16 protein-coding genes and 11 pseudogenes are annotated in these 17,760 nt (G+C 49.8%); 11 read left to right on the top strand and 16 right to left on the bottom strand.

Annotated features, from left to right (window positions below):
- Positions 1-51: 51 nt before the first annotated feature.
- A pseudogene (locus ACQGXV_RS05975) lies at positions 52-865 on the bottom strand (MFS transporter); the annotation flags it as partial.
- 565 nt (positions 866-1,430) lie between these two features.
- Between ACQGXV_RS05975 and ACQGXV_RS05970 the strand changes: the two are divergent.
- The 3 genes and pseudogenes from ACQGXV_RS05970 to ACQGXV_RS05960 all read left to right on the top strand — a co-directional run.
- Positions 1,431-1,547 (top strand): annotated as a pseudogene (locus tag ACQGXV_RS05970) (helix-turn-helix domain-containing protein); the annotation flags it as partial.
- Positions 1,548-1,637: 90 nt separating this feature from the next.
- The gene (locus ACQGXV_RS05965) at positions 1,638-2,612 is read left to right on the top strand and encodes an IS30 family transposase (RefSeq protein WP_440865625.1); all 975 of its coding nucleotides are present in this window, start codon (positions 1,638-1,640) and stop codon (positions 2,610-2,612) included.
- A 26-nt stretch (positions 2,613-2,638) separates the two neighbouring features.
- Entirely contained in the window at positions 2,639-2,746 is a 108-nt protein-coding gene (locus ACQGXV_RS05960; RefSeq protein ID WP_440865623.1) for a helix-turn-helix domain-containing protein, read from the top strand.
- 41 nt (positions 2,747-2,787) lie between these two features.
- On the opposite strand, the pseudogene ACQGXV_RS05955 reads toward ACQGXV_RS05960, so the two are convergent.
- The 3 genes and pseudogenes from ACQGXV_RS05955 to ACQGXV_RS05945 form a co-directional block, all read right to left on the bottom strand.
- Positions 2,788-3,704: pseudogene (locus tag ACQGXV_RS05955) on the bottom strand (mannitol dehydrogenase family protein); the annotation flags it as partial.
- A 189-nt stretch (positions 3,705-3,893) separates the two neighbouring features.
- Positions 3,894-4,325 (bottom strand): annotated as a pseudogene (locus tag ACQGXV_RS05950) (fructuronate reductase); the annotation flags it as partial.
- Positions 4,326-4,514: 189 nt separating this feature from the next.
- A complete protein-coding gene (locus tag ACQGXV_RS05945; protein WP_440865621.1) occupies positions 4,515-4,670 on the bottom strand; it encodes a hypothetical protein in 156 nt (51 codons plus the stop codon).
- A gap of 203 nt (positions 4,671-4,873) precedes the next feature.
- Here ACQGXV_RS05945 and ACQGXV_RS05940 point away from each other — a divergent pair.
- Positions 4,874-5,173 (top strand): annotated as a pseudogene (locus tag ACQGXV_RS05940) (PLP-dependent transferase); the annotation flags it as partial.
- A gap of 20 nt (positions 5,174-5,193) precedes the next feature.
- On the opposite strand, the gene ACQGXV_RS05935 reads toward ACQGXV_RS05940, so the two are convergent.
- Together ACQGXV_RS05935 and ACQGXV_RS05930 are read right to left on the bottom strand one after the other, a co-directional pair.
- Positions 5,194-5,727 (bottom strand): IS630 family transposase, encoded by a 534-nt coding sequence (locus ACQGXV_RS05935; RefSeq protein ID WP_440862665.1) that lies wholly within the window; start codon positions 5,725-5,727, stop codon positions 5,194-5,196.
- Positions 5,651-6,016, bottom strand: coding sequence for an IS630 transposase-related protein (locus ACQGXV_RS05930; RefSeq protein ID WP_440862584.1), 366 nt, complete (start codon positions 6,014-6,016; stop codon positions 5,651-5,653). Before ACQGXV_RS05930 ends, ACQGXV_RS05935 begins: the two co-directional genes overlap by 77 nt.
- A 36-nt stretch (positions 6,017-6,052) precedes the next feature.
- Here ACQGXV_RS05930 and ACQGXV_RS05925 point away from each other — a divergent pair.
- From ACQGXV_RS05925 to ACQGXV_RS05915, 3 genes and pseudogenes are all read left to right on the top strand, one after another.
- Positions 6,053-6,286 (top strand): annotated as a pseudogene (locus tag ACQGXV_RS05925) (aminotransferase class I/II-fold pyridoxal phosphate-dependent enzyme); the annotation flags it as partial.
- Between the two features lie 85 nt (positions 6,287-6,371).
- A complete protein-coding gene (locus tag ACQGXV_RS05920) occupies positions 6,372-7,271 on the top strand; it encodes a transposase family protein (RefSeq protein WP_440862705.1) in 900 nt (299 codons plus the stop codon).
- 49 nt (positions 7,272-7,320) lie between these two features.
- Positions 7,321-8,064: pseudogene (locus ACQGXV_RS05915) on the top strand (PLP-dependent transferase); the annotation flags it as partial.
- 89 nt (positions 8,065-8,153) lie between these two features.
- Here ACQGXV_RS05915 and ACQGXV_RS05910 read toward each other — a convergent pair.
- From ACQGXV_RS05910 to ACQGXV_RS05865, 10 genes and pseudogenes are all read right to left on the bottom strand, one after another.
- Positions 8,154-9,197, bottom strand: coding sequence for a L,D-transpeptidase family protein (locus ACQGXV_RS05910; protein WP_440865620.1), 1,044 nt, complete (start codon positions 9,195-9,197; stop codon positions 8,154-8,156).
- Positions 9,198-9,451: 254 nt separating this feature from the next.
- A pseudogene (locus ACQGXV_RS05905) lies at positions 9,452-9,901 on the bottom strand (amino acid ABC transporter ATP-binding protein); the annotation flags it as partial.
- 142 nt (positions 9,902-10,043) lie between these two features.
- Positions 10,044-10,292: pseudogene (locus tag ACQGXV_RS05900) on the bottom strand (transposase); the annotation flags it as partial.
- Between the two features lie 49 nt (positions 10,293-10,341).
- A complete protein-coding gene (locus ACQGXV_RS05895; RefSeq protein WP_440862665.1) occupies positions 10,342-10,875 on the bottom strand; it encodes an IS630 family transposase in 534 nt (177 codons plus the stop codon).
- Entirely contained in the window at positions 10,799-11,164 is a 366-nt protein-coding gene (locus ACQGXV_RS05890) for an IS630 transposase-related protein (RefSeq protein ID WP_440862584.1), read from the bottom strand. The genes ACQGXV_RS05895 and ACQGXV_RS05890 overlap by 77 nt, the downstream gene beginning before the upstream one ends.
- A gap of 262 nt (positions 11,165-11,426) precedes the next feature.
- The gene (locus ACQGXV_RS05885) at positions 11,427-12,647 is read right to left on the bottom strand and encodes an IS91 family transposase (RefSeq protein ID WP_440865618.1); all 1,221 of its coding nucleotides are present in this window, start codon (positions 12,645-12,647) and stop codon (positions 11,427-11,429) included.
- On the bottom strand, positions 12,631-12,897 hold the full coding sequence (locus tag ACQGXV_RS05880) for a hypothetical protein (RefSeq protein ID WP_440864957.1): 267 nt from the start codon (positions 12,895-12,897) through the stop codon (positions 12,631-12,633). Before ACQGXV_RS05880 ends, ACQGXV_RS05885 begins: the two co-directional genes overlap by 17 nt.
- A 71-nt stretch (positions 12,898-12,968) precedes the next feature.
- Positions 12,969-13,148 (bottom strand): annotated as a pseudogene (locus ACQGXV_RS05875) (DDE-type integrase/transposase/recombinase); the annotation flags it as partial.
- A gap of 250 nt (positions 13,149-13,398) precedes the next feature.
- Positions 13,399-13,956: an IS630 family transposase gene (locus ACQGXV_RS05870; RefSeq protein WP_440867280.1), complete on the bottom strand. Its 558-nt coding sequence runs from the start codon at positions 13,954-13,956 to the stop codon at positions 13,399-13,401.
- Positions 13,880-14,245, bottom strand: a complete 366-nt coding sequence (locus ACQGXV_RS05865) for an IS630 transposase-related protein (protein ID WP_440865616.1) — start codon at positions 14,243-14,245, stop codon at positions 13,880-13,882. Before ACQGXV_RS05865 ends, ACQGXV_RS05870 begins: the two co-directional genes overlap by 77 nt.
- 114 nt (positions 14,246-14,359) lie before the next feature.
- Here ACQGXV_RS05865 and ACQGXV_RS05860 point away from each other — a divergent pair.
- From ACQGXV_RS05860 to arnB, 4 genes and pseudogenes are all read left to right on the top strand, one after another.
- Positions 14,360-14,938: pseudogene (locus tag ACQGXV_RS05860) on the top strand (DmsC/YnfH family molybdoenzyme membrane anchor subunit); the annotation flags it as partial.
- A 55-nt stretch (positions 14,939-14,993) separates the two neighbouring features.
- The gene (locus ACQGXV_RS05855; protein ID WP_440865614.1) at positions 14,994-15,587 is read left to right on the top strand and encodes a TorD/DmsD family molecular chaperone; all 594 of its coding nucleotides are present in this window, start codon (positions 14,994-14,996) and stop codon (positions 15,585-15,587) included.
- Complete coding sequence (gene napF / locus ACQGXV_RS05850) at positions 15,587-16,129, top strand: ferredoxin-type protein NapF (protein WP_440865613.1); 543 nt, start codon at positions 15,587-15,589, stop codon at positions 16,127-16,129. The genes ACQGXV_RS05855 and napF overlap by 1 nt, the downstream gene beginning before the upstream one ends.
- A gap of 491 nt (positions 16,130-16,620) precedes the next feature.
- Positions 16,621-17,760 (top strand): UDP-4-amino-4-deoxy-L-arabinose aminotransferase, encoded by a 1,140-nt coding sequence (gene arnB, locus ACQGXV_RS05845; RefSeq protein ID WP_440865612.1) that lies wholly within the window; start codon positions 16,621-16,623, stop codon positions 17,758-17,760.

The following is a 17,760-nucleotide window of genomic DNA, read 5'->3' as shown; positions in this document are numbered from 1 at the left end:
AATTAGTCGTTGAAATTTTATAATGCTTATATAAATCAGTATCTTAAATTATTCAACAAAGCCGCTTTAACCCGAAGACGATGAAATAGGTGAAAGCAGATGCGAATAACCATTCAGCGCCAAAACCGAACAGGTACATTCCCAAGTGCTTGCGGAAAATACGCAAACGGAAGGTGGAAAGCATGTCCACGCTCAGTTTTTTCAGCGTTTGCCACAGATTGGCCGTTTTTTCATGCACCAGTTCATTCAGTGGGCGTTCCCAAGAGGTGGTGTACAGTGCAATCATTGCCGCGCACATGATGAACCCGTAGGTCAGGCCGGTGTAAAAGAACGGCGTGGCGGAGTCTTTACCGTAGATGGCGATAAACTGGCCGGGGATAAAGGCGGCCAGAAAGTTAGCCAACTTACCGAAAATGGCTTTAGAACCGGTCAGCTTGGAGCGGATCTTGAAGTCGTGCGTCATTTCGGTCGCCAACGTTTAGTATGGCACCATAATGAAGGTGTAAATCAGCTCAAACAGCACGTAGGTCGCCATGTAGTACCAGAAGCCAAAGCCACTGACCCACAGCAACGGGTAGACCAACACCAGCGGTACACCCAGCAGAATAAAGAAGCGTCGACGCCCAAACAGGCGGCCTAGCCGGGTATTGTGAAAGTTATCACTGACATACCCCATCACCGGATTACTGATGGCATCGATGATACTGGCAACGGAGAAAATGGACGCCGCTTCAACCAGCGTAAGTCCACAAAAGGTGGTATAGAAATACATCAGCCATGCGCCGCTGATCGCCAATGCGCCGCTGCCGAGCAGGTTTGCGCTGCCGTAGCAGAACGTGTGCTTAAAGGTGATAGGTTTAATCATAATCAATTTTACTGAATTTTTAAAACAATATTTTATTTTATATGAGCCGATATTCCTATCATTTGCTCTATTCCTGTGAAAGTAAACTGACGATCACGCTTTTAGGGCGATTTAATGGCAATTTGTCAACTTGATCATGAAATTACATTTTCTAACTTGACCGATTGTTTTTTATATAAAGGCTTATTTATAATCACGCAATGCGATAATTTATTATCGCAACACAATAAAATTTACTTTTATCTCATCCTGAATGAAGAACCTATGGCGCTATTAACTGCTGAAAAAAGGTGATCTTAATCATAAAAACAGATGAATGCGAATAAGTGACATTTCATGCGCGAGAGCCGCCTTCAGCCTGTGCGGTCATGCGAAGGGGGTGGGTTGGGCGCGGCAGGAGGAGGCGGTGGGAAAAATGCATTTGTCGCAAATGCTACCGGTGTCGCAGTTGCTACCAGGATCGCAATCGTTTTTACTTACAAACTGATACCATCAGAGGGCAGAATTCGTTGCTGTCTGGGAGCAGCGGAAATAACACAGCCAATTAATTCAATTAAAAACCTCTATGCCAATAATAATAAATCTGGATGTGGTGCTGGCTCAAAAGAAGATGCGATAGCGTGAGCTGGCCCAACGTATCGGCATTACCGAACAAAATTTGTCGCTATTAAAATCAGGTAAGGGCCCCATTCCCACTCGAAACGCAACAAAGTGACCCACTTGCCAGAGTCGGATAAAATCACCGTTCTGGCCATACTGGAGAGCCTGTTGCATGCAGGGAAAACATCTGACTCAGAAAGAACGGTTCTACATCGAAAAGCGGCGTGGTGAAGGTGTCAACCAAGCTACCATCGCCAGAGAGCTTGCTCTGCCTCGCTCGACCATCAGCAGGGAACTCAGACGCAATACCGACCCTACTTTCAATGGTGTCTACTGCTGTAGAAGGGCGGACACTCTGGCCCGGGAACGCCGTCATAAGCCTCTGCCAAACAATGCTTTTTACCCGTTGGAGCCACACATTCAGAACTTCATCAGGCAGGCGCTTTCCACTCACTCTTCACCTGAAATCATCAGTGGCCGTTTGCACCTGGAATTCGGTATATCTGTCAGCAAGAATACGCTCTATCGCTATATCCTGCAGGAGAGACAGGCTGGCGGGGAGCTATATCAGCAACTTCCTCATCGGGGAAAACGTTACAGGTACAATGCCGAAAACCTCAAATCAGGCCCTATTCCCAACCGTGTTGGTATTGAGTATCGCCCAGCTCAAGCCGAGCTTAAACAGGAGCCTGGCCACTTCGAAATTGACACTATTTTTGGCAAAGACCAGAAGTCATTCTTGTTAACCATCGTAGATAAAGCATTGAAAACCTTCATCATTCGCAAGCTGCCTAATAAGCGTGCGGAGACTGTGGTTGCTGCTTTCAGGGACATTGAAGCTAATACCTTTTGCAAGTTTAAGACCCTAACAGCTAATAACGGCCCTGAATTCGCTCTGTACGAGCAAATTACTCAAATCACAGGGGCGCAGGTCTACTTTGCCCATCCTTATCATTCCTGGGAGAGGGGCTTGAATGAGCACACCAACGGGCTGATACGACGTTTTTACCCAAAGGGAACAGACTTCAGTCAGGTCAGTCATCGTAAGATTGCCGAACTCGAACACATACTCAATACAAGGGGCAGAAAATCGCTGGGCTATCGTTCCCCCAATGAGGTATTTTTAACGCACTTACTGGTGGCATAAGCCTCTACCGTTTTGTTGCGTTTCGAATGGGAATGGGGCAGGTGAAAAGCATTCGCTTTGCTACGTTGGAAAAAATCTGTGAGGTACTGGAGTGCCAGCCCGGCGACATTCTTGCCTGTCGCCGGGAAGGGTAGCGATGCGGTGTGGCGATTGCCTGTGGTAATCGCGTGTGGAATTAGTCGGGCAGGCTTTGGGCCAGCGCGGTGACAGCGGCCAAGGCACCTTGGTCACGTAGGCGCAAGTAGGCGTCGGTCAACGCCTGCACCAACGGCGGGTCGGTGCGCAGGTCATCACCAAATACTGCCGGCAGCGCCAGCAAGCCCTGTACGCGAGCCTCATCGTCCGGGGTGGATGCCACTATGCTCTGTAAGGTGCTCTTCAGCGGATCGCGAATATCGATCGCCTCGCCAATATAGCGCATCCAGCCGGCCACGCCGAGGATCAGCGCTTCGCAACGACTGCCATTGCGTCGATGCCAGCGCAATCCGTCGAGCAGGCGCTGCGGTAACTTTTGCGAACCGTCCATGGCTATCTGCCAGGTGCGGTGGTGCAGTGCGGGGTTGGCAAAGCGCGTGAGCAGGCGTTCGGCATAGTCTGTCAGGTCAACGCCGGTGATGGTTAACGTCGGCGCTTGCTCTACCAGCATCAGGTGGCGCACGGCGCTGCGAAAGTGCGCGTCGCCATGCAGTCACTGATATGGGCGTAACCCGCAAGGTAGCCAAGATAGGCCAGAAACGAGTGGCTGCCGTTCAGCATCCTGAGCTTCATGGTTTCATAAGGTGCAACATCTTCGACCAGTTGCACCCCAGCCGCCTCCCAATGCGGCCTGCCCTGCGTAAAATGATCCTCCACAACCCACTGAATATAGGGCTCGCAGGCGATAGCGCAGGGATCGTCAACGCCGATAGCCTCCGCCACGTCGTGCAGCGTTTGCGCCGTCGCGGCAGGTACGATGCGATCCACCATGATGGAAGGGAAAGCCACTTCACGTTCGATCCATGCTGCCAGCGTGGGTGCAATCAGGCGGGCAAAATCAAGTACCGCGCGTTGGGCGGCTTTGCCGTTTTCTGGCATGTTATCGCAGGAGAGCACGGGCTTTGTTGAATAATTTAACCGTTTGATTTACATCTTCTTTAGTTAGAATGCATTTACAGAGAATGTATTTTGTTAGAACGACAAATCAAATAGTTAGCACAATAAAAAGCATTCCGAGAGGAAAAATTAGTCGTTGAAATTTTATAATGCTTATATAAATCAGTATCTTAAATTATTCAACAAAGCCGAGAGCACGCTAAAAGGGGGAATGCCCTGCGCGTGGCGGCGACGCAACGCTTCGGTAATGATGCCCGGCACCGACAGCGGCTCGCGCGGATAACGTAAATCATGCTGAATATGGGCATTATTGGTGTCCAGATTGCCGTGTGCCCCCGCCAGACAATACCCTTTTTCCGTAATGGTCAGGGAGACAATCTCCGTTTGAGCATCGGCAAGCTGCGCCAAAATGGCCTCTTTGCCTTCAACGGCGGCGTGCAGCGAGGCGCACACCGCGCCCACTACGATGGCCTGATTGCCACTTTCCCCCTTTTCCAGCACGGTAAACAGATGCTGCTGTTCACGCAGCGCTGAAATCAGGCTGTCATCGCTGAACAACACCACTTCGCACAGCCCCCAATCGCCGCCTTCCTGATTAAGAACGCGGTGCGTCAGCAATGCGGCTTTGTTGAATAATTTAAGATACTGATTTATATAAGCATTATAAAATTTCAACGACTAATTTTTCCTCTCGGAATGCTTTTTATTGTGCTAACTATTTGATTTGTCGTTCTAACAAAATACATTCTCTGTAAATACATTCTCTGTAAATGCATTCTAACTAAAGAAGATGTAAATCAAACGGTTAAATTATTCAACAAAGCCCAGCAATGCCTGATGCGCACGGTGAAAAGCACCAAACCCGATATGCACCATACGCGGGCGTAAGGCACGGCGATCGTAGCGCGGTACATCGACATTACCCGGCAGGGTTACAGTGGCGATATTTTGCTTTTTATCAGTCATTTATTTGTTTTTTTGCAGGTAATCATGAGCTAAAGGTAGCTGTGATTTTGCACTGGCGCAACTGGCACACTCAGGAGGAGAAAACTTATGCTCCTTTCTCCTAACTTATCGCGTTTTCTTCTAGCTGTGGCTCAGTCGCGGCGATTTTTGTCTGCTATTTTAGGAAGATACCCACCATCCACACGCATAGAAAGGTCTGCGCGATGAAACTGGAATCCCTCGTGTTACACCATGGCTACACCTCGGAAGCAACCACCAAATCTGCTGCCGTGCCGATTTACCAGACAACCTCTTACACGTTTGATGATACGCAGCATGGTGCTGACCTGTTCGACCTCAAGGTGGCTTGCAATATCTACAGTCGCATCATGAACCCCACTAACGCGGTGCTGGAAGCGCGTTTGGCAGAGATTGAAGGCGGGATTGGCGCATTGGCACTCGCTTCGGGCATGGCGGCGATTACTTATGCGCTGCAAGCGCTGACGCAGGTCGGTGACAATATAGCCAAGCGACTTAATTTTGATTACACCATATGGACTGAGAACAAACTCTCTGTATCGCAACCCATCTCTCTTTTTTTGCTTTTTGCTTGTGCCCATTTATGCTCAATTGGGTTAAGATCTGGCGAATATGTAGGCAAATACTCCACCATATACCCTGCATCGATGATGACTTGTTGAATATTATGTTTTTTGTGAAAAGTGGCATTGTCCATCATGATTACACTGTTTTTAGGGAGTACTGGGATAAGGACTTGTGTGACCCAGGCATAGAAAACATCGCTGTTAATATTGATATCAAATAATCCGATAGCAAACAGCGTTGTGCCTAATAAAGCGCCGATAACATTTGTTCTTCCCCTAGCTCCCCAGTTCTTCAGGCCAAAACACCGTTGACCTTTTGGGGAATAGCCGTGAGTCCGTGGGGCATCGTGTGAAAAACCACTTTCATCAATAAAAACAATAGGTTTACCTTCTTTTTCATACTGTTGTTTTTTTTGTTGAAATCCCTGCCGGGCGTTTTCGTCGGCTTTCGGATGACGTAGAGTTTTTTTTATAGGTCAATCCCAGCTTTTTAAGCGCTTGCCAAATGGCCTTCTGACAAACGCCAAAACGCTCTGCACGTTCTTTTTGGTAAGCATCTGGATATTGTTCAACATCTTTTATCAACTCGGATTTATCGATCTTTCGCTGACGCGTGGTCGATGCTTTTGACTCTATTTGATTAATCCAACGCGATACAGAGGCAGGGCCAATCCGAAATTGCTTCGCTGTTTCTCGGATACTCAACCCTTCGTTTTTCCGTGTAGATATCACTTTACGTCTAAAATCAATTGAATAGCTCATTTAAATAATGTAATCAAAATTAAGTCGTTTAGCTATATTGTTAGCACCAGTAAATTGTACGGTGGCACCTATAACCTGTTTGCGCATACGTCGCCGCGTCAGGGGATTGATGTGCGTATGTTTTCTGCCGATGATTTCGCCTCGCTTGACGCGTTGATTGACGAGCGCACTAAGGCGGTCTTCTGTGAATCCATCGGCAATCCGGCGGGCAACGTGGTGGATATCGCTCAGATTGCCGCTATTGCCCATCGCCACGGCGTGCCGGTGATTAAACTAGTTGCTGAATAGAGACTTGCATTTTTTGTCAGGCTATTGAGAATAAAAAGAGGTTTAACTTAGAGAATAAAGGTTTGAAATGATCAACAAAGAGCGGTTGTTACGAGATAATCGTTTATGTAAAGCAATCATTGGATTATCAGTCGAAGAATTGAAAAATTTAGCCGCTGAATTTTCAGCTTGTTATTTGATTTATCGGAAAAAGAATCGAAAAGATCACGAGCGGCAGATGGGTGCAGGGCAGAAAGGATTTATCCCAACCCCATTAGATAAACTGCTTTTTATTTTATTGTATTTAAAATGTTATCCGACCTATGATTTGCAAGGACTTCTTTTTGGTTTAGATAGAACACGGGTATGTCGCTGGGTAAAAATATTATTGCCGGTTTTAGAGATGACCTTGGGGCGAGAATGTGTTTTGCCCGCTCGTCAAATTCGCTCTGCTGAGGAATTTTTTCGCGCCTTTCCTGGAGTTAAAGACGTCTTTATTGATGGGACAGAGCGACCTGTCCAAAAGCCTAAGAATCTGCGTCGGCGAAAAAAAATGTATTCGGGAAAGAAAAGACAGACCACTCGAAAAGGGCTTATTATGACTGACGAAACAAGGCAAATTGGATTTATCCCCATGAGCAAAAATGGGCGCGGTCACGATAAACGCTTACTCGATAAAGTCGATATAATTCGCCATATTCCTCCTGAGGTAACCATCTGGGCAGATACCGGTTTTCAAGGTATAGATAAACAGCATCCTAATACACAAATCCCAAAAAAAGGAACTCGAAAAAGACCTTTATCGCCTGAACAAAAACAAGAAAATAAAATAATCTCGGGCATCCGTATTACAGTTGAACACGCCATCGCGGGTATCAAGCGCCTCGGTTGCATGACCCAAATTTTACGGAATCGTAGACCCTTTATTGATGATACCTTCTTACTCCTTAGCGCCGGTCTTTGGAATTTCCATCTCAGAACAGCGTAAAATTTACTTCAATCACCGAAACACCCTTATTTCACTATTAAGCAACACGCTTATTGTCGATAACACGGTGGCAACGCCGGTGCTGTGCCGCCCGTTCGAACACGGGGCTGATATCGTGGTACATTCCCTGACCAAATATATCGGTGGGCACGGCTCCACGATTGGTGGTGCCATTATCGATAGCGGAAAATTTGACTGGGTTGCCAACAAGGCGCGCTTCCCACTGCTCAGCGAGCCAGATCCCTCCTACCACGGCGTGGTGTACACCGAGGCCTTCGGCACGGCGGCGTATATTGGCCGCTGCCGCGTCGTCCCGTTGCGCAATACTGGCGCGGCTTTGTCGCCTCACAGCGCCTTTTGGTTATTGCAAGGCCTGGAAACGCTCAGTCTGCGCATTGAGCGGCATTGCAGCAATGCCGAAGCATTGGCGGGTTATCTCTCGTCTCATCCGCTGGTCACTTGGGTGAACTACGCGGCCTTACCGGACAGCCCGTATAAACCGACGTGCGACAAAATTTCTGGCGGCAAAGCCTCTGGGATTATCAGTTTTGGTATCACGGGCGGCAAAGCGGCTGGCGGACATTTTATCGATGCGTTGCAGATGATCCTGCGATTGGTGAACATTGGCGATGCCAAATCACTGGCGTGCCATCCAGCCACGACCACGCACCGTCAGCTTAATGCGCAAGAGCTGGCACGCGCCGGTGTGAGTGAATATTTGGTGCGCATCTCCGTCGGGATTGAGCACATTGACGATATTGTTGCGGATGTGTCGCAGGCGCTTGAAGCGTAACAGGGCGTTGCAGACAGCGTAGGGCGAAAAGGGATGCTCGATAAATTCCCCGGCGGATGCCGGGGAATGCAGGAAGGCAACAGCGCCAATCAGGAGTGGTTGGCATCCGTTTGCGGTGCAGCCGTCTCAACTGGCTGCTGAACTTCATCCGGTACGGCAACCGGTGCATCTTGCGGCGCCAGCGTTTCCAACTGTTGTGCCGGTTCCAGCGCGCCGTTGATCTTGGTCGGCATGCCGGAACGCGTTCTGATGGCGCTATCGACATCGCTGGTGTTCACGCTCACGTCAGCAATCACTTTGCTGACTTTGGCAGTGATGCTGATCGGGGCCGGAGAGTCGGAGTGGAACTCTTCTACGGTACGAGACAGCGGATCGTGTACTTCAACGTAGCGTGAACCATCTGGCTCCACGGTAGCTTTCACCGGCTCATTGATAAACTGAACGCGGGTGCCAACCGGCACATTGTTGAACAGGAATTTGATGTCGTCAGCGCGCAGACGCACGCAACCGTGGCTCACACGCAGACCGATACCGAAGTTGGCGTTGGTGCCGTGAATTGCATACAGATTGCCGATGTAGAGCGCATACAGTCCCATCGGGTTATCCGGACCTGCCGGATAGACTTTTGGCAGATACTCACCGCGTGCTGCATATTCCGCGTGCATTTTGGCGGTTGGCGTCCAGGTTGGACCCGCTTTTTTACGCTGTACGCTGGTGGTCCAGTTGACCGGCGTATCTTTACCCAGTTCACCGATGCCGATAGGCAATACGATGACGGTTTTGCTGCCTTTCGGATAGTAGTACAGGCGCATTTCGGCGCTATTGATAACGATGCCTTCGCGCGGCCCATCTGGCAGGATCAACTGCTGCGGAATAATCATCTTGCTGCCCGGCTGCGGCAGGTAGACATCCGCATTGTGGTTCGCTTCCATCAGGTTGCTCAGGCCCATTTGGTACTGGGCAGCAAAGGCTTCCAACGGCAGCGTGCTGTCCGCCGGTACGGTAATTTCCAGGTTTTCCCCGATAAGACTGCTGTTGGCCGACGGCAGCGGATAAACAACGGCGAATGCTGATTGGCTGAAAGCAGCAGCAGCCAGAAGGGTGGTTACGATCGCGCGAATACTCATCTTCATATCTTTATTGAGTGTGTGATGCCCGAAGGGCTGTGATGTCGTTTGTTGTTAGCGGTTGAACCGCCCGGATGCGCATTATATGGTCAGAACGGCCTCGGAGGGAAATAGCATGTGCAATGAATCACATTTTTTGCCTCCGGCATGAAGAAAAGAGGGGGCTCGCGGTCATTTTGGCCTTCATTATGTGATTCCCGCGCAGGCGAAACGCGTTTCTTCTGTCAGGGAGCCCCGGCTTGCGCCGAGGATGACAGGCATTAGATAAAACGACTCAGGAAGGCTTGGGTACGCGGGTGCTGTGGGGTGACCAACACATCGTCCGGGCGGCCTTGCTCTACCACCGCGCCTTCATCCATAAAGATCACTCGGTCAGCGGCTTCGCGAGCAAAACTGATTTCATGGGTGACGACGATCATGGTCAAGCCTTGCTCGGCCAGAGAACGCATGGTGGCCAGCACTTCACCGACCAACTCGGGATCGAGTGCTGAAGTGGGTTCGTCAAACAGCATCACCGTCGGGCGAATAGCCAGTGCACGCGCAATGGCGACGCGCTGCTGCTGCCCGCCGGACAGGTGGCGCGGGTAGGCATCCGCTTTATGCTCCAGCCCAACGCGCTTTAACAGCGCCATGGCATACGCCTGTGCTTCCTGGCGGTCCTGTTTATGTACACCGACCGGCGCTTCAATGATGTTTTGCAACACAGTCATCCAAATTTTACGGAATCGTAGACCCTTTATTGATGATACCTTCTTACTCCTTAGCGCCGGTCTTTGGAATTTCCATCTCAGAACAGCGTAAAATTTACTTCAATCACCGAAACACCCTTATTTCACTATTAAGCAACACGCTTAGTGTAAAAACCGAGTCGACAAAGCCCTGTAATGCCCGGAGCGACAGGTTAAACACGCGCTTTATCATCAAAACCGTGGTAACAGCCATATCGGTGTAGTAAAGCGGCCGACCACGACCTTCAGGCGAAGAACTGTCAGTCCATGCAGCGATGGCGGACTCATCAAGCCAGACCGTCAGGGAGCCGCGTTGTCTGAGTGCTTTGTTGTAGGTGGGCCAGTTGGTGATTTTAAACTTTTGCTTTGCCATGGGGAGCTGCTATCGGGAGCGATGATATAGCCAAGCGACTTAATTTTGATTACACCATATGGACTGAGAACAAACTCTCTGTATCGCAACCCATCTCTCTTTTTTTGCTTTTTGCTTGTGCCCATTTATGCTCAATTGGGTTAAGATCTGGCGAATATGTAGGCAAATACTCCACCATATACCCTGCATCGATGATGACTTGTTGAATATTATGTTTTTTGTGAAAAGTGGCATTGTCCATCATGATTACACTGTTTTTAGGGAGTACTGGGATAAGGACTTGTGTGACCCAGGCATAGAAAACATCGCTGTTAATATTGATATCAAATAATCCGATAGCAAACAGCGTTGTGCCTAATAAAGCGCCGATAACATTTGTTCTTCCCCTAGCTCCCCAGTTCTTCAGGCCAAAACACCGTTGACCTTTTGGGGAATAGCCGTGAGTCCGTGGGGCATCGTGTGAAAAACCACTTTCATCAATAAAAACAATAGGTTTACCTTCTTTTTCATACTGTTGTTTTTTTTGTTGAAATCCCTGCCGGGCGTTTTCGTCGGCTTTCGGATGACGTAGAGTTTTTTTTATAGGTCAATCCCAGCTTTTTAAGCGCTTGCCAAATGGCCTTCTGACAAACGCCAAAACGCTCTGCACGTTCTTTTTGGTAAGCATCTGGATATTGTTCAACATCTTTTATCAACTCGGATTTATCGATCTTTCGCTGACGCGTGGTCGATGCTTTTGACTCTATTTGATTAATCCAACGCGATACAGAGGCAGGGCCAATCCGAAATTGCTTCGCTGTTTCTCGGATACTCAACCCTTCGTTTTTCCGTGTAGATATCACTTTACGTCTAAAATCAATTGAATAGCTCATTTAAATAATGTAATCAAAATTAAGTCGTTTAGCTATACTTTGGGTCATCTGATAACGCCACAATGCCTGCCTATACTGACGACTGGTGTAATGGTTTCCTTGACGCCTAGGAATTTCAAACTTTTTGGGGCCACTGATTTCGGGGGCTGGCAACGATGAAAACCGGCTTTTTTATCGTGAATGCCTCTGTGTTTGGGTGATTTTTGAAAACATTGCGCGTTTTTTGATTACATCGCCGAATTCCAGGCAGAGTTTCCCCGCATTATCCAACGTAACGCATTCGCGCTATCTCCCCGGCGTTCGCGATTAGCTTCTCCAGGGCCGTTGCCGGCAGCGCCCGGCTGAACGCCATTTTTGCCCCGCACAGCAGGCAGGCAAACGGGTCTGTATTCAGTAATCCCTGACTCAGCGTTGTGTATGTCACTGGCGCTGCTTTTTTCACATTATCCTGCCCCAGGGCTTTTCTCACCAGAGGCAACAGTTTTCCCACTACGCGGTTAGCCAGAAAACCAAAGTAACGCACCATCCGGAAATGCTTCTCCGGTATATGCTTTATCAGCCGCAGTATCAGCTCACGCTGACTGAGCGCCAGGTCTTCATGCCTCCCCGTCCGGTGATCCAGAAAACGCAGGGTGATGCGGCTTCCCCCGTCGTAGTGTGCCAGTCGCGCACCCGACACAGGCAGTTTTTTCAGGTACCGGCCCAGGTACTTTGCTGTCTGCCGGGGATGTTTCGTCGGCTTCGCAAAATACACGTGCCAGTAAATCTCTCCCTGCTCATTTTTCCCCTGGCTGAGGATAAAGCGCTTCCATTCATCATAATCCCGGATGTGAGCCAGCTGCGGCGGCAGAACAAGAGACTCCCATGCAGACAGCAGATACTGGCGTACATTCCATACCCAGCGCGCCCTGACCTTCGGCAGGGCAAACGACCGTTTTTTCCAGGCACCGTGCTCATTTATGCCGCCGGTGGTCCACGACAGGTGAATATGGCAGTTCCAGTTAAGCTGGCGACCATACGTGTGAAGAGCGCCGAAAATACCGGTGGTCAGGCCCCGCTGCTCCGCAGCGTACAGCAGGTTGTCCGCCGCCAGCGCAAAGAGGCCATTCAGCAGCCAGCGGTTGGCTTCAAACAATGGCCACAGGGTATCCGGCATCGTGAATGTGCCGTGCTGGCACGGCGTATCCGGCAGGCGGGCCATCATGATGGCAATCCACAGGTCGGTGGCCTTTTTGCCGCAGGTCGGACATCCGCGTCCGTGGCAGCTCTGATGGATGTAACGGTGGTGAGTGCAGTCGGGGTTGCTGCAGCGAAATTCCCGGCTGCACGTCAGTGGGGTGCCGCAGGCCAGCATCTTTGTGACAACCTTAATCTCTACAGGCCGGAGCGGGTATGCCTCCATGATGTCAGCCCATGCCCTGTTGCGCTGAAACAGCGTCTTCATGGGGCGGGGCTGTATGCCGGTATCATCCGTGCGGGTCATCGGAGAGCATCTCCGCTTCGGTTTCGTACAGGTCAAACCGGCGACAGGTATGGCAGAAGGCAACGTAGTGGTACGGAGAATCAGGGAATTCACTGTAGAAGGTGGTCCAGAACCACTCTGTGCAGTCAGGATCGTTGTCAACGAAAAGGCGGAATTGCTGGTAAGGGAGGTTGCCCTGTCGGACCACCGTTTTGAAAATCTGCTTAACCATTTTTGTATGAACGCGCTGATGCTCAGGGGAATGTGACACGGGATAACCTTCGGCTGGCGGGTTTCAGAATATCGCTATTCTGCCACACTTCGATTTGCAGCCGCCAGGCTGCTTCGTTCGTCACTATGAAACATGACTTGTTTGGGATGCCCACGCAGTTCCCAAGCCATTTGTAGTGCTTTGGCTGTTAATTCTGAATCTGGCGAAAACGACATTGCCCAACCCACGGGTTTTCGGGCAAATAAATCTAATACCACCGCCAGATACGCCCATCGGTCGCCTGTCCAAAGGCTTTGTTGAATAATTTAACCGTTTGATTTACATCTTCTTTAGGTAGAATGCATGTACAGAGACTGTATTTTGTTAGAACGACAAATCAAGTAGTTAGCACAATAAAAAGCATTACGGCTGGAAAACTTAGTTGTTGAAGTGTTATAATAATTATGTAAATCAGCATGTTAAATTATTCAACAAAGCCCTGTCCAAATATAGGTTACATCGCCGCACCAAACCTGGTCAGGCTTGGTATAGCCAAGCGACTTAATTTTGATTACACCATATGGACTGAGAACAAACTCTCTGTATCGCAACCCATCTCTCTTTTTTTGCTTTTTGCTTTTTGCTTTTTGCTTGTGCCCATTTATGCTCAATTGGGTTAAGATCTGGCGAATATGTAGGCAAATACTCCACCATATACCCTGCATCGATGATGACTTGTTGAATATTATGTTTTTTGTGAAAAGTGGCATTGTCCATCATGATTACACTGTTTTTAGGGAGTACTGGGATAAGGACTTGTGTGACCCAGGCATAGAAAACATCGCTGTTAATATTGATATCAAATAATCCGATAGCAAACAGCGTTGTGCCTAATAAAGCGCCGATAACATTTGTTCTTCCCCTAGCTCCCCAGTTCTTCAGGCCAAAACACCGTTGACCTTTTGGGGAATAGCCGTGAGTCCGTGGGGTATCGTGTGAAAAACCACTTTCATCAATAAAAACAATAGGTTTACCTTCTTTTTCATACTGTTGTTTTTTTTGTTGAAATCCCTGCCGGGCGTTTTCGTCGGCTTTCGGATGACGTAGAGTTTTTTTTATAGGTCAATCCCAGCTTTTTAAGCGCTTGCCAAATGGCCTTCTGACAAACGCCAAAACGCTCTGCACGTTCTTTTTGGTAAGCATCTGGATATTGTTCAACATCTTTTATCAACTCGGATTTATCGATCTTTCGCTGACGCGTGGTCGATGCTTTTGACTCTATTTGATTAATCCAACGCGATGCAGAGGCAGGGCCAATCCGAAATTGCTTCGCTGTTTCTCGGATACTCAACCCTTCGTTTTTCCGTGTAGATATCACTTTACGTCTAAAATCAATTGAATAGCTCATTTAAATAATGTAATCAAAATTAAGTCGTTTAGCTATACGTTCTGGCGAATAGCTTCCCATGAACAGCTTCTCCAGCCCCCTAGATTTTTTTCACTCAGAGGCGACAACTACCCTGACATGGGGGCGCGTGCCGGGTACTCGCCGATGAGCAACGAAATCGTGCTTTCGTCGCTGTTTGGCGCGTTCGGAGGTCTAGGGGCGCTGGGCTTGCTGCTTAATCGCGGCGCACAACGCCTGTTCCGCGCGCTGACCTGGATTGCTGCGGTGGTGGGGGTGCTGTTCTTGTTGGCTATCCCGCGCATTTATCAGTTGCCGACCGTGGCGACCTGGAACACCAGCTACACGCTGTTGATGATGCTGCTAACGCCGATGATTGGGGGCGGTGCGCTGGCGGCGGTATTGGGGGCGCGCCGCATTGGGCTGGCCGTTAGCGTATTGGCGAAGCTGGCGAGCTTCTGCCTGCGTCCGGGCTACATGGCAACCTTGATGAGCGCAGACAGTGCGTTGACCAGTGCTCAGCTTGCCTGGTTCAGTGCGCAGGCCATCCTGCTCGCAGTGGGCGTTGTGGGGGCGATAGTGCATGTCCGTTATAACACCGGACGCTCACTGTTGGCGGCCAGTGCACTGGTTGTGATTGTTGCTGAGCTGGCGGGCCGTGTCGCGTTCTATAACCTGTGGACGTTGCCGATGTAATGCCGTGCCGCCCTGCGAGCGATTGCTCGGGGCGGCATCCTAAGGGGAGAGCCCGATGTCATCTATAGCCGTGTTGCCACGTTTTCTGGGCACACTCTTTTACTACCCGCCGACACACCCCGATGTGCAGGCTATTGTTGCGAACTTATCTGCGCTGCCCACGCTGTGCCCTTGGGCAGAGCGCACCGAAATGGAAACATTGTGCCAGCATTGGCCGGTGCCTTATGCAGACGCGTTTATCTGGCAGTACTCGGTGCTATTTGAAGGGCAGGGGGATATGTTTGCGCCGCCCTGGGCGTCGGTCTATCTGGAAAACGACAACCTGCTCATGGGGGAAAGTACGGCTCGCTATCGCGCTTTTCTGCATCAGCACGGGCTGTCGTTTACTGGCGCGCAGCAGGAGCCGGAGGATCAGTTTGGGTTGGTGCTGCTGGCGCTCGCTGCACTGTTGGAACGAGAGGAAGCGCAGGCCGCACACACGCTGCTGGAAACGTATTTGCTGCCCTGGAGCGATCGCTATCTGGAACTCTTACAGCAAAACCCCCACAGCCCGTTCTATGCTCAACTTGCCGTCGTGACCCGCTTGCTGCTACAGGGAATGCAGCGTCATTATGGGTTGCAGCCCGAAACGCCCCGGATGTTTTTCTGATGGAAAAGGATGAGCGCTACTATCGTGGATATTTGTCTCATCGCTACGTCAGTCGGCGCGGGTTATTCCGCGCCTTTCTAAATGCCTCGCACCAGCCTGAGCCACTGCCCGATAGCGCTCAACTGCGTGCGCCACGTCCTCCTGGTGCGTTGCCTGCACCGCAGTTTTATCAACAGTGTAACCGTTGCCAGCGGTGCGTTAATGCTTGCCCAATGGGCGTGTTGATCGTCAATGAAGAAGGTTATCCGCAGTTGGCCATTGAATACGCCAGTTGCGATGGCTGTCAGACATGCATCGCGCATTGCCCCTCGGGGGCGCTATTGCCGCAGGCACACTTTGATACCGGATTACGTCCGGCGATCGGCGCTACCTGCTTCAGTCAGCAACGCCACTGCCGCAGTTACATCGATACCTGCCCGAGTCAGGCACTTTCCCTCAGTGAGCGCGGATTGCCTGATGTCGACAACGCGCGGTGTTATGGCTGTGGAGAATGCTTGATTCAGTGTGAAATCCAGGCAATTTCATTGACCCCGTTCGCTTAAATAACGCTTCAATATCTCCCCCGTCATGCCGTCATTTTCGCAGTGACACTGTGATTTTTATTTTTAAACACCATGTTATTGTGACGGCAATGACTATTATTGATTTTAAATAAAACCTCAATGAATATATATAGCCAAGCGACATTATTTTGATAACAGCCAGCTATGCTTCTTTGCCGCATATCAGGGCATAGGATGTAATCATTTTTAAGTCGGTTGGCTATAAAGTAAGAGGGGTTGGTTGAACTTTTTAATTGAGTGATTTAATTAAATGTATTTTAAACACAATTCGGATGGGGCGTGTTTAGGGTGTTCATCTGAGTTATTTTAGTAATGCAGACTTGTATCGTTATTTGTAATGGTTAAAAAACGGGACTCGACTATATTTATCAGCCAGCTTTTTTCTTATTCCCTTTGGCGAGGGAATATAAATTAAGGTTGTGAAACTATGACGTCTTTTACGTTTGTTATTTTATCACCAGGATAATGTCATGCTTGATTTTTTACCTTTTTCCCGCCCTTCTTTGGGAGAGGAAGAGATTGCTGCCGTGAATACGGTCATGTTATCCGGGTGGATCACCTCAGGGCCAAAAAATCAGCAACTGGAAGCTGCTTTTTGTACATTGACCGGCAACAAACACGCCATTGCGGTCAGTTCTGCGACGGGCGGGATGCACGTCACCTTGATGGCGCTGGATACCTCCCCTGGCGATGAAGTTATTACCCCCTCGCTGACCTGGGTCTCAACCCTCAACATGATTGTCCTGCTTGGCGCTGTGCCGGTGATGGTGGACGTCGATCGCGATACGTTGATGGTCACTCCTGAGGCTATTGCTGCGGCTATCACGCCGCGCACGCGCGCCATTATTCCCGTGCATTACGCTGGTGCACCCGCCGATATGGACGCGATTCGCGCCATCGGGCATCGTCACGGTATCCCCGTTATTGAAGATGCTGCTCATGCCGTCGGGGCTGAGTATCGCGGCGCCCCTGTCGGGGCGACAGGCACTGCGATTTTCTCCTTTCATGCCATCAAAAATATGACCTGCGCCGAGGGCGGACTGGTGGTCACCGATAATGACCAGCTTGCCGAACGTATCCGCAGCCTTAAATTTCACGGCCTGGGTGTGAATGCCTATGACAGACTCGCACAGGGACGAGCACCACAGGCAGAAGTAATAACACCGGGGTACAAATACAATCTCAGTGATATCCATGCCGCGATTGCGTTAGTGCAATTTGGCAAGCTGGCGCATGTTAACCAGCGGCGTCAGGAGATTGCGCAACGCTATTTATCAACGCTTGCCGATACGCCACTGCTGCCGCTACGTCAGCCTGAATGGCCTCATCACCACGCCTGGCACCTGTTTATTTTGCGTGTTGATGCAGAACGCTGCGGTATTTCACGCGATGCGTTAATGGCTGCACTGCAAGCGCAAGGGATTGGCACTGGTCTGCATTTTCGCGCCGTCCATACCCAGAAATTTTACCGTGAACGTTTTCCCGCACTTGAACTTCCTCATACGGAATGGAACAGCGAACGCCTGTTATCCATTCCCTTGTTTCCGGATATGACTTATGACGACACATCACGCGTTATCGATGCGCTGCGCAAACTTGCCTGCGGTTGA

This window comes from Symbiopectobacterium purcellii (assembly GCF_052050035.1).
GTDB lineage: Bacteria > Pseudomonadota > Gammaproteobacteria > Enterobacterales > Enterobacteriaceae > Symbiopectobacterium > Symbiopectobacterium purcellii_A.
This window is presented reverse-complemented; position numbering and strand designations above follow the sequence as displayed.

Coding starts and splice junctions, on each gene's coding strand:
- napF (WP_440865613.1), top strand. CDS start 15,587: ATGGAAAAGGATGAGCGCTACTATCGTGGATATTTGTCTCATCGCTAC.
- ACQGXV_RS05945 (WP_440865621.1), bottom strand. CDS start 4,670: ATGACTGATAAAAAGCAAAATATCGCCACTGTAACCCTGCCGGGTAAT.
- ACQGXV_RS05890 (WP_440862584.1), bottom strand. CDS start 11,164: ATGAGCTATTCAATTGATTTTAGACGTAAAGTGATATCTACACGGAAA.
- ACQGXV_RS05960 (WP_440865623.1), top strand. CDS start 2,639: ATGGGAATGGGGCAGGTGAAAAGCATTCGCTTTGCTACGTTGGAAAAA.
- ACQGXV_RS05910 (WP_440865620.1), bottom strand. CDS start 9,197: ATGAAGATGAGTATTCGCGCGATCGTAACCACCCTTCTGGCTGCTGCT.
- ACQGXV_RS05920 (WP_440862705.1), top strand. CDS start 6,372: ATGATCAACAAAGAGCGGTTGTTACGAGATAATCGTTTATGTAAAGCA.
- ACQGXV_RS05855 (WP_440865614.1), top strand. CDS start 14,994: ATGTCATCTATAGCCGTGTTGCCACGTTTTCTGGGCACACTCTTTTAC.
- ACQGXV_RS05930 (WP_440862584.1), bottom strand. CDS start 6,016: ATGAGCTATTCAATTGATTTTAGACGTAAAGTGATATCTACACGGAAA.
- ACQGXV_RS05865 (WP_440865616.1), bottom strand. CDS start 14,245: ATGAGCTATTCAATTGATTTTAGACGTAAAGTGATATCTACACGGAAA.
- ACQGXV_RS05965 (WP_440865625.1), top strand. CDS start 1,638: ATGCAGGGAAAACATCTGACTCAGAAAGAACGGTTCTACATCGAAAAG.
- ACQGXV_RS05885 (WP_440865618.1), bottom strand. CDS start 12,647: ATGACCCGCACGGATGATACCGGCATACAGCCCCGCCCCATGAAGACG.
- arnB (WP_440865612.1), top strand. CDS start 16,621: ATGCTTGATTTTTTACCTTTTTCCCGCCCTTCTTTGGGAGAGGAAGAG.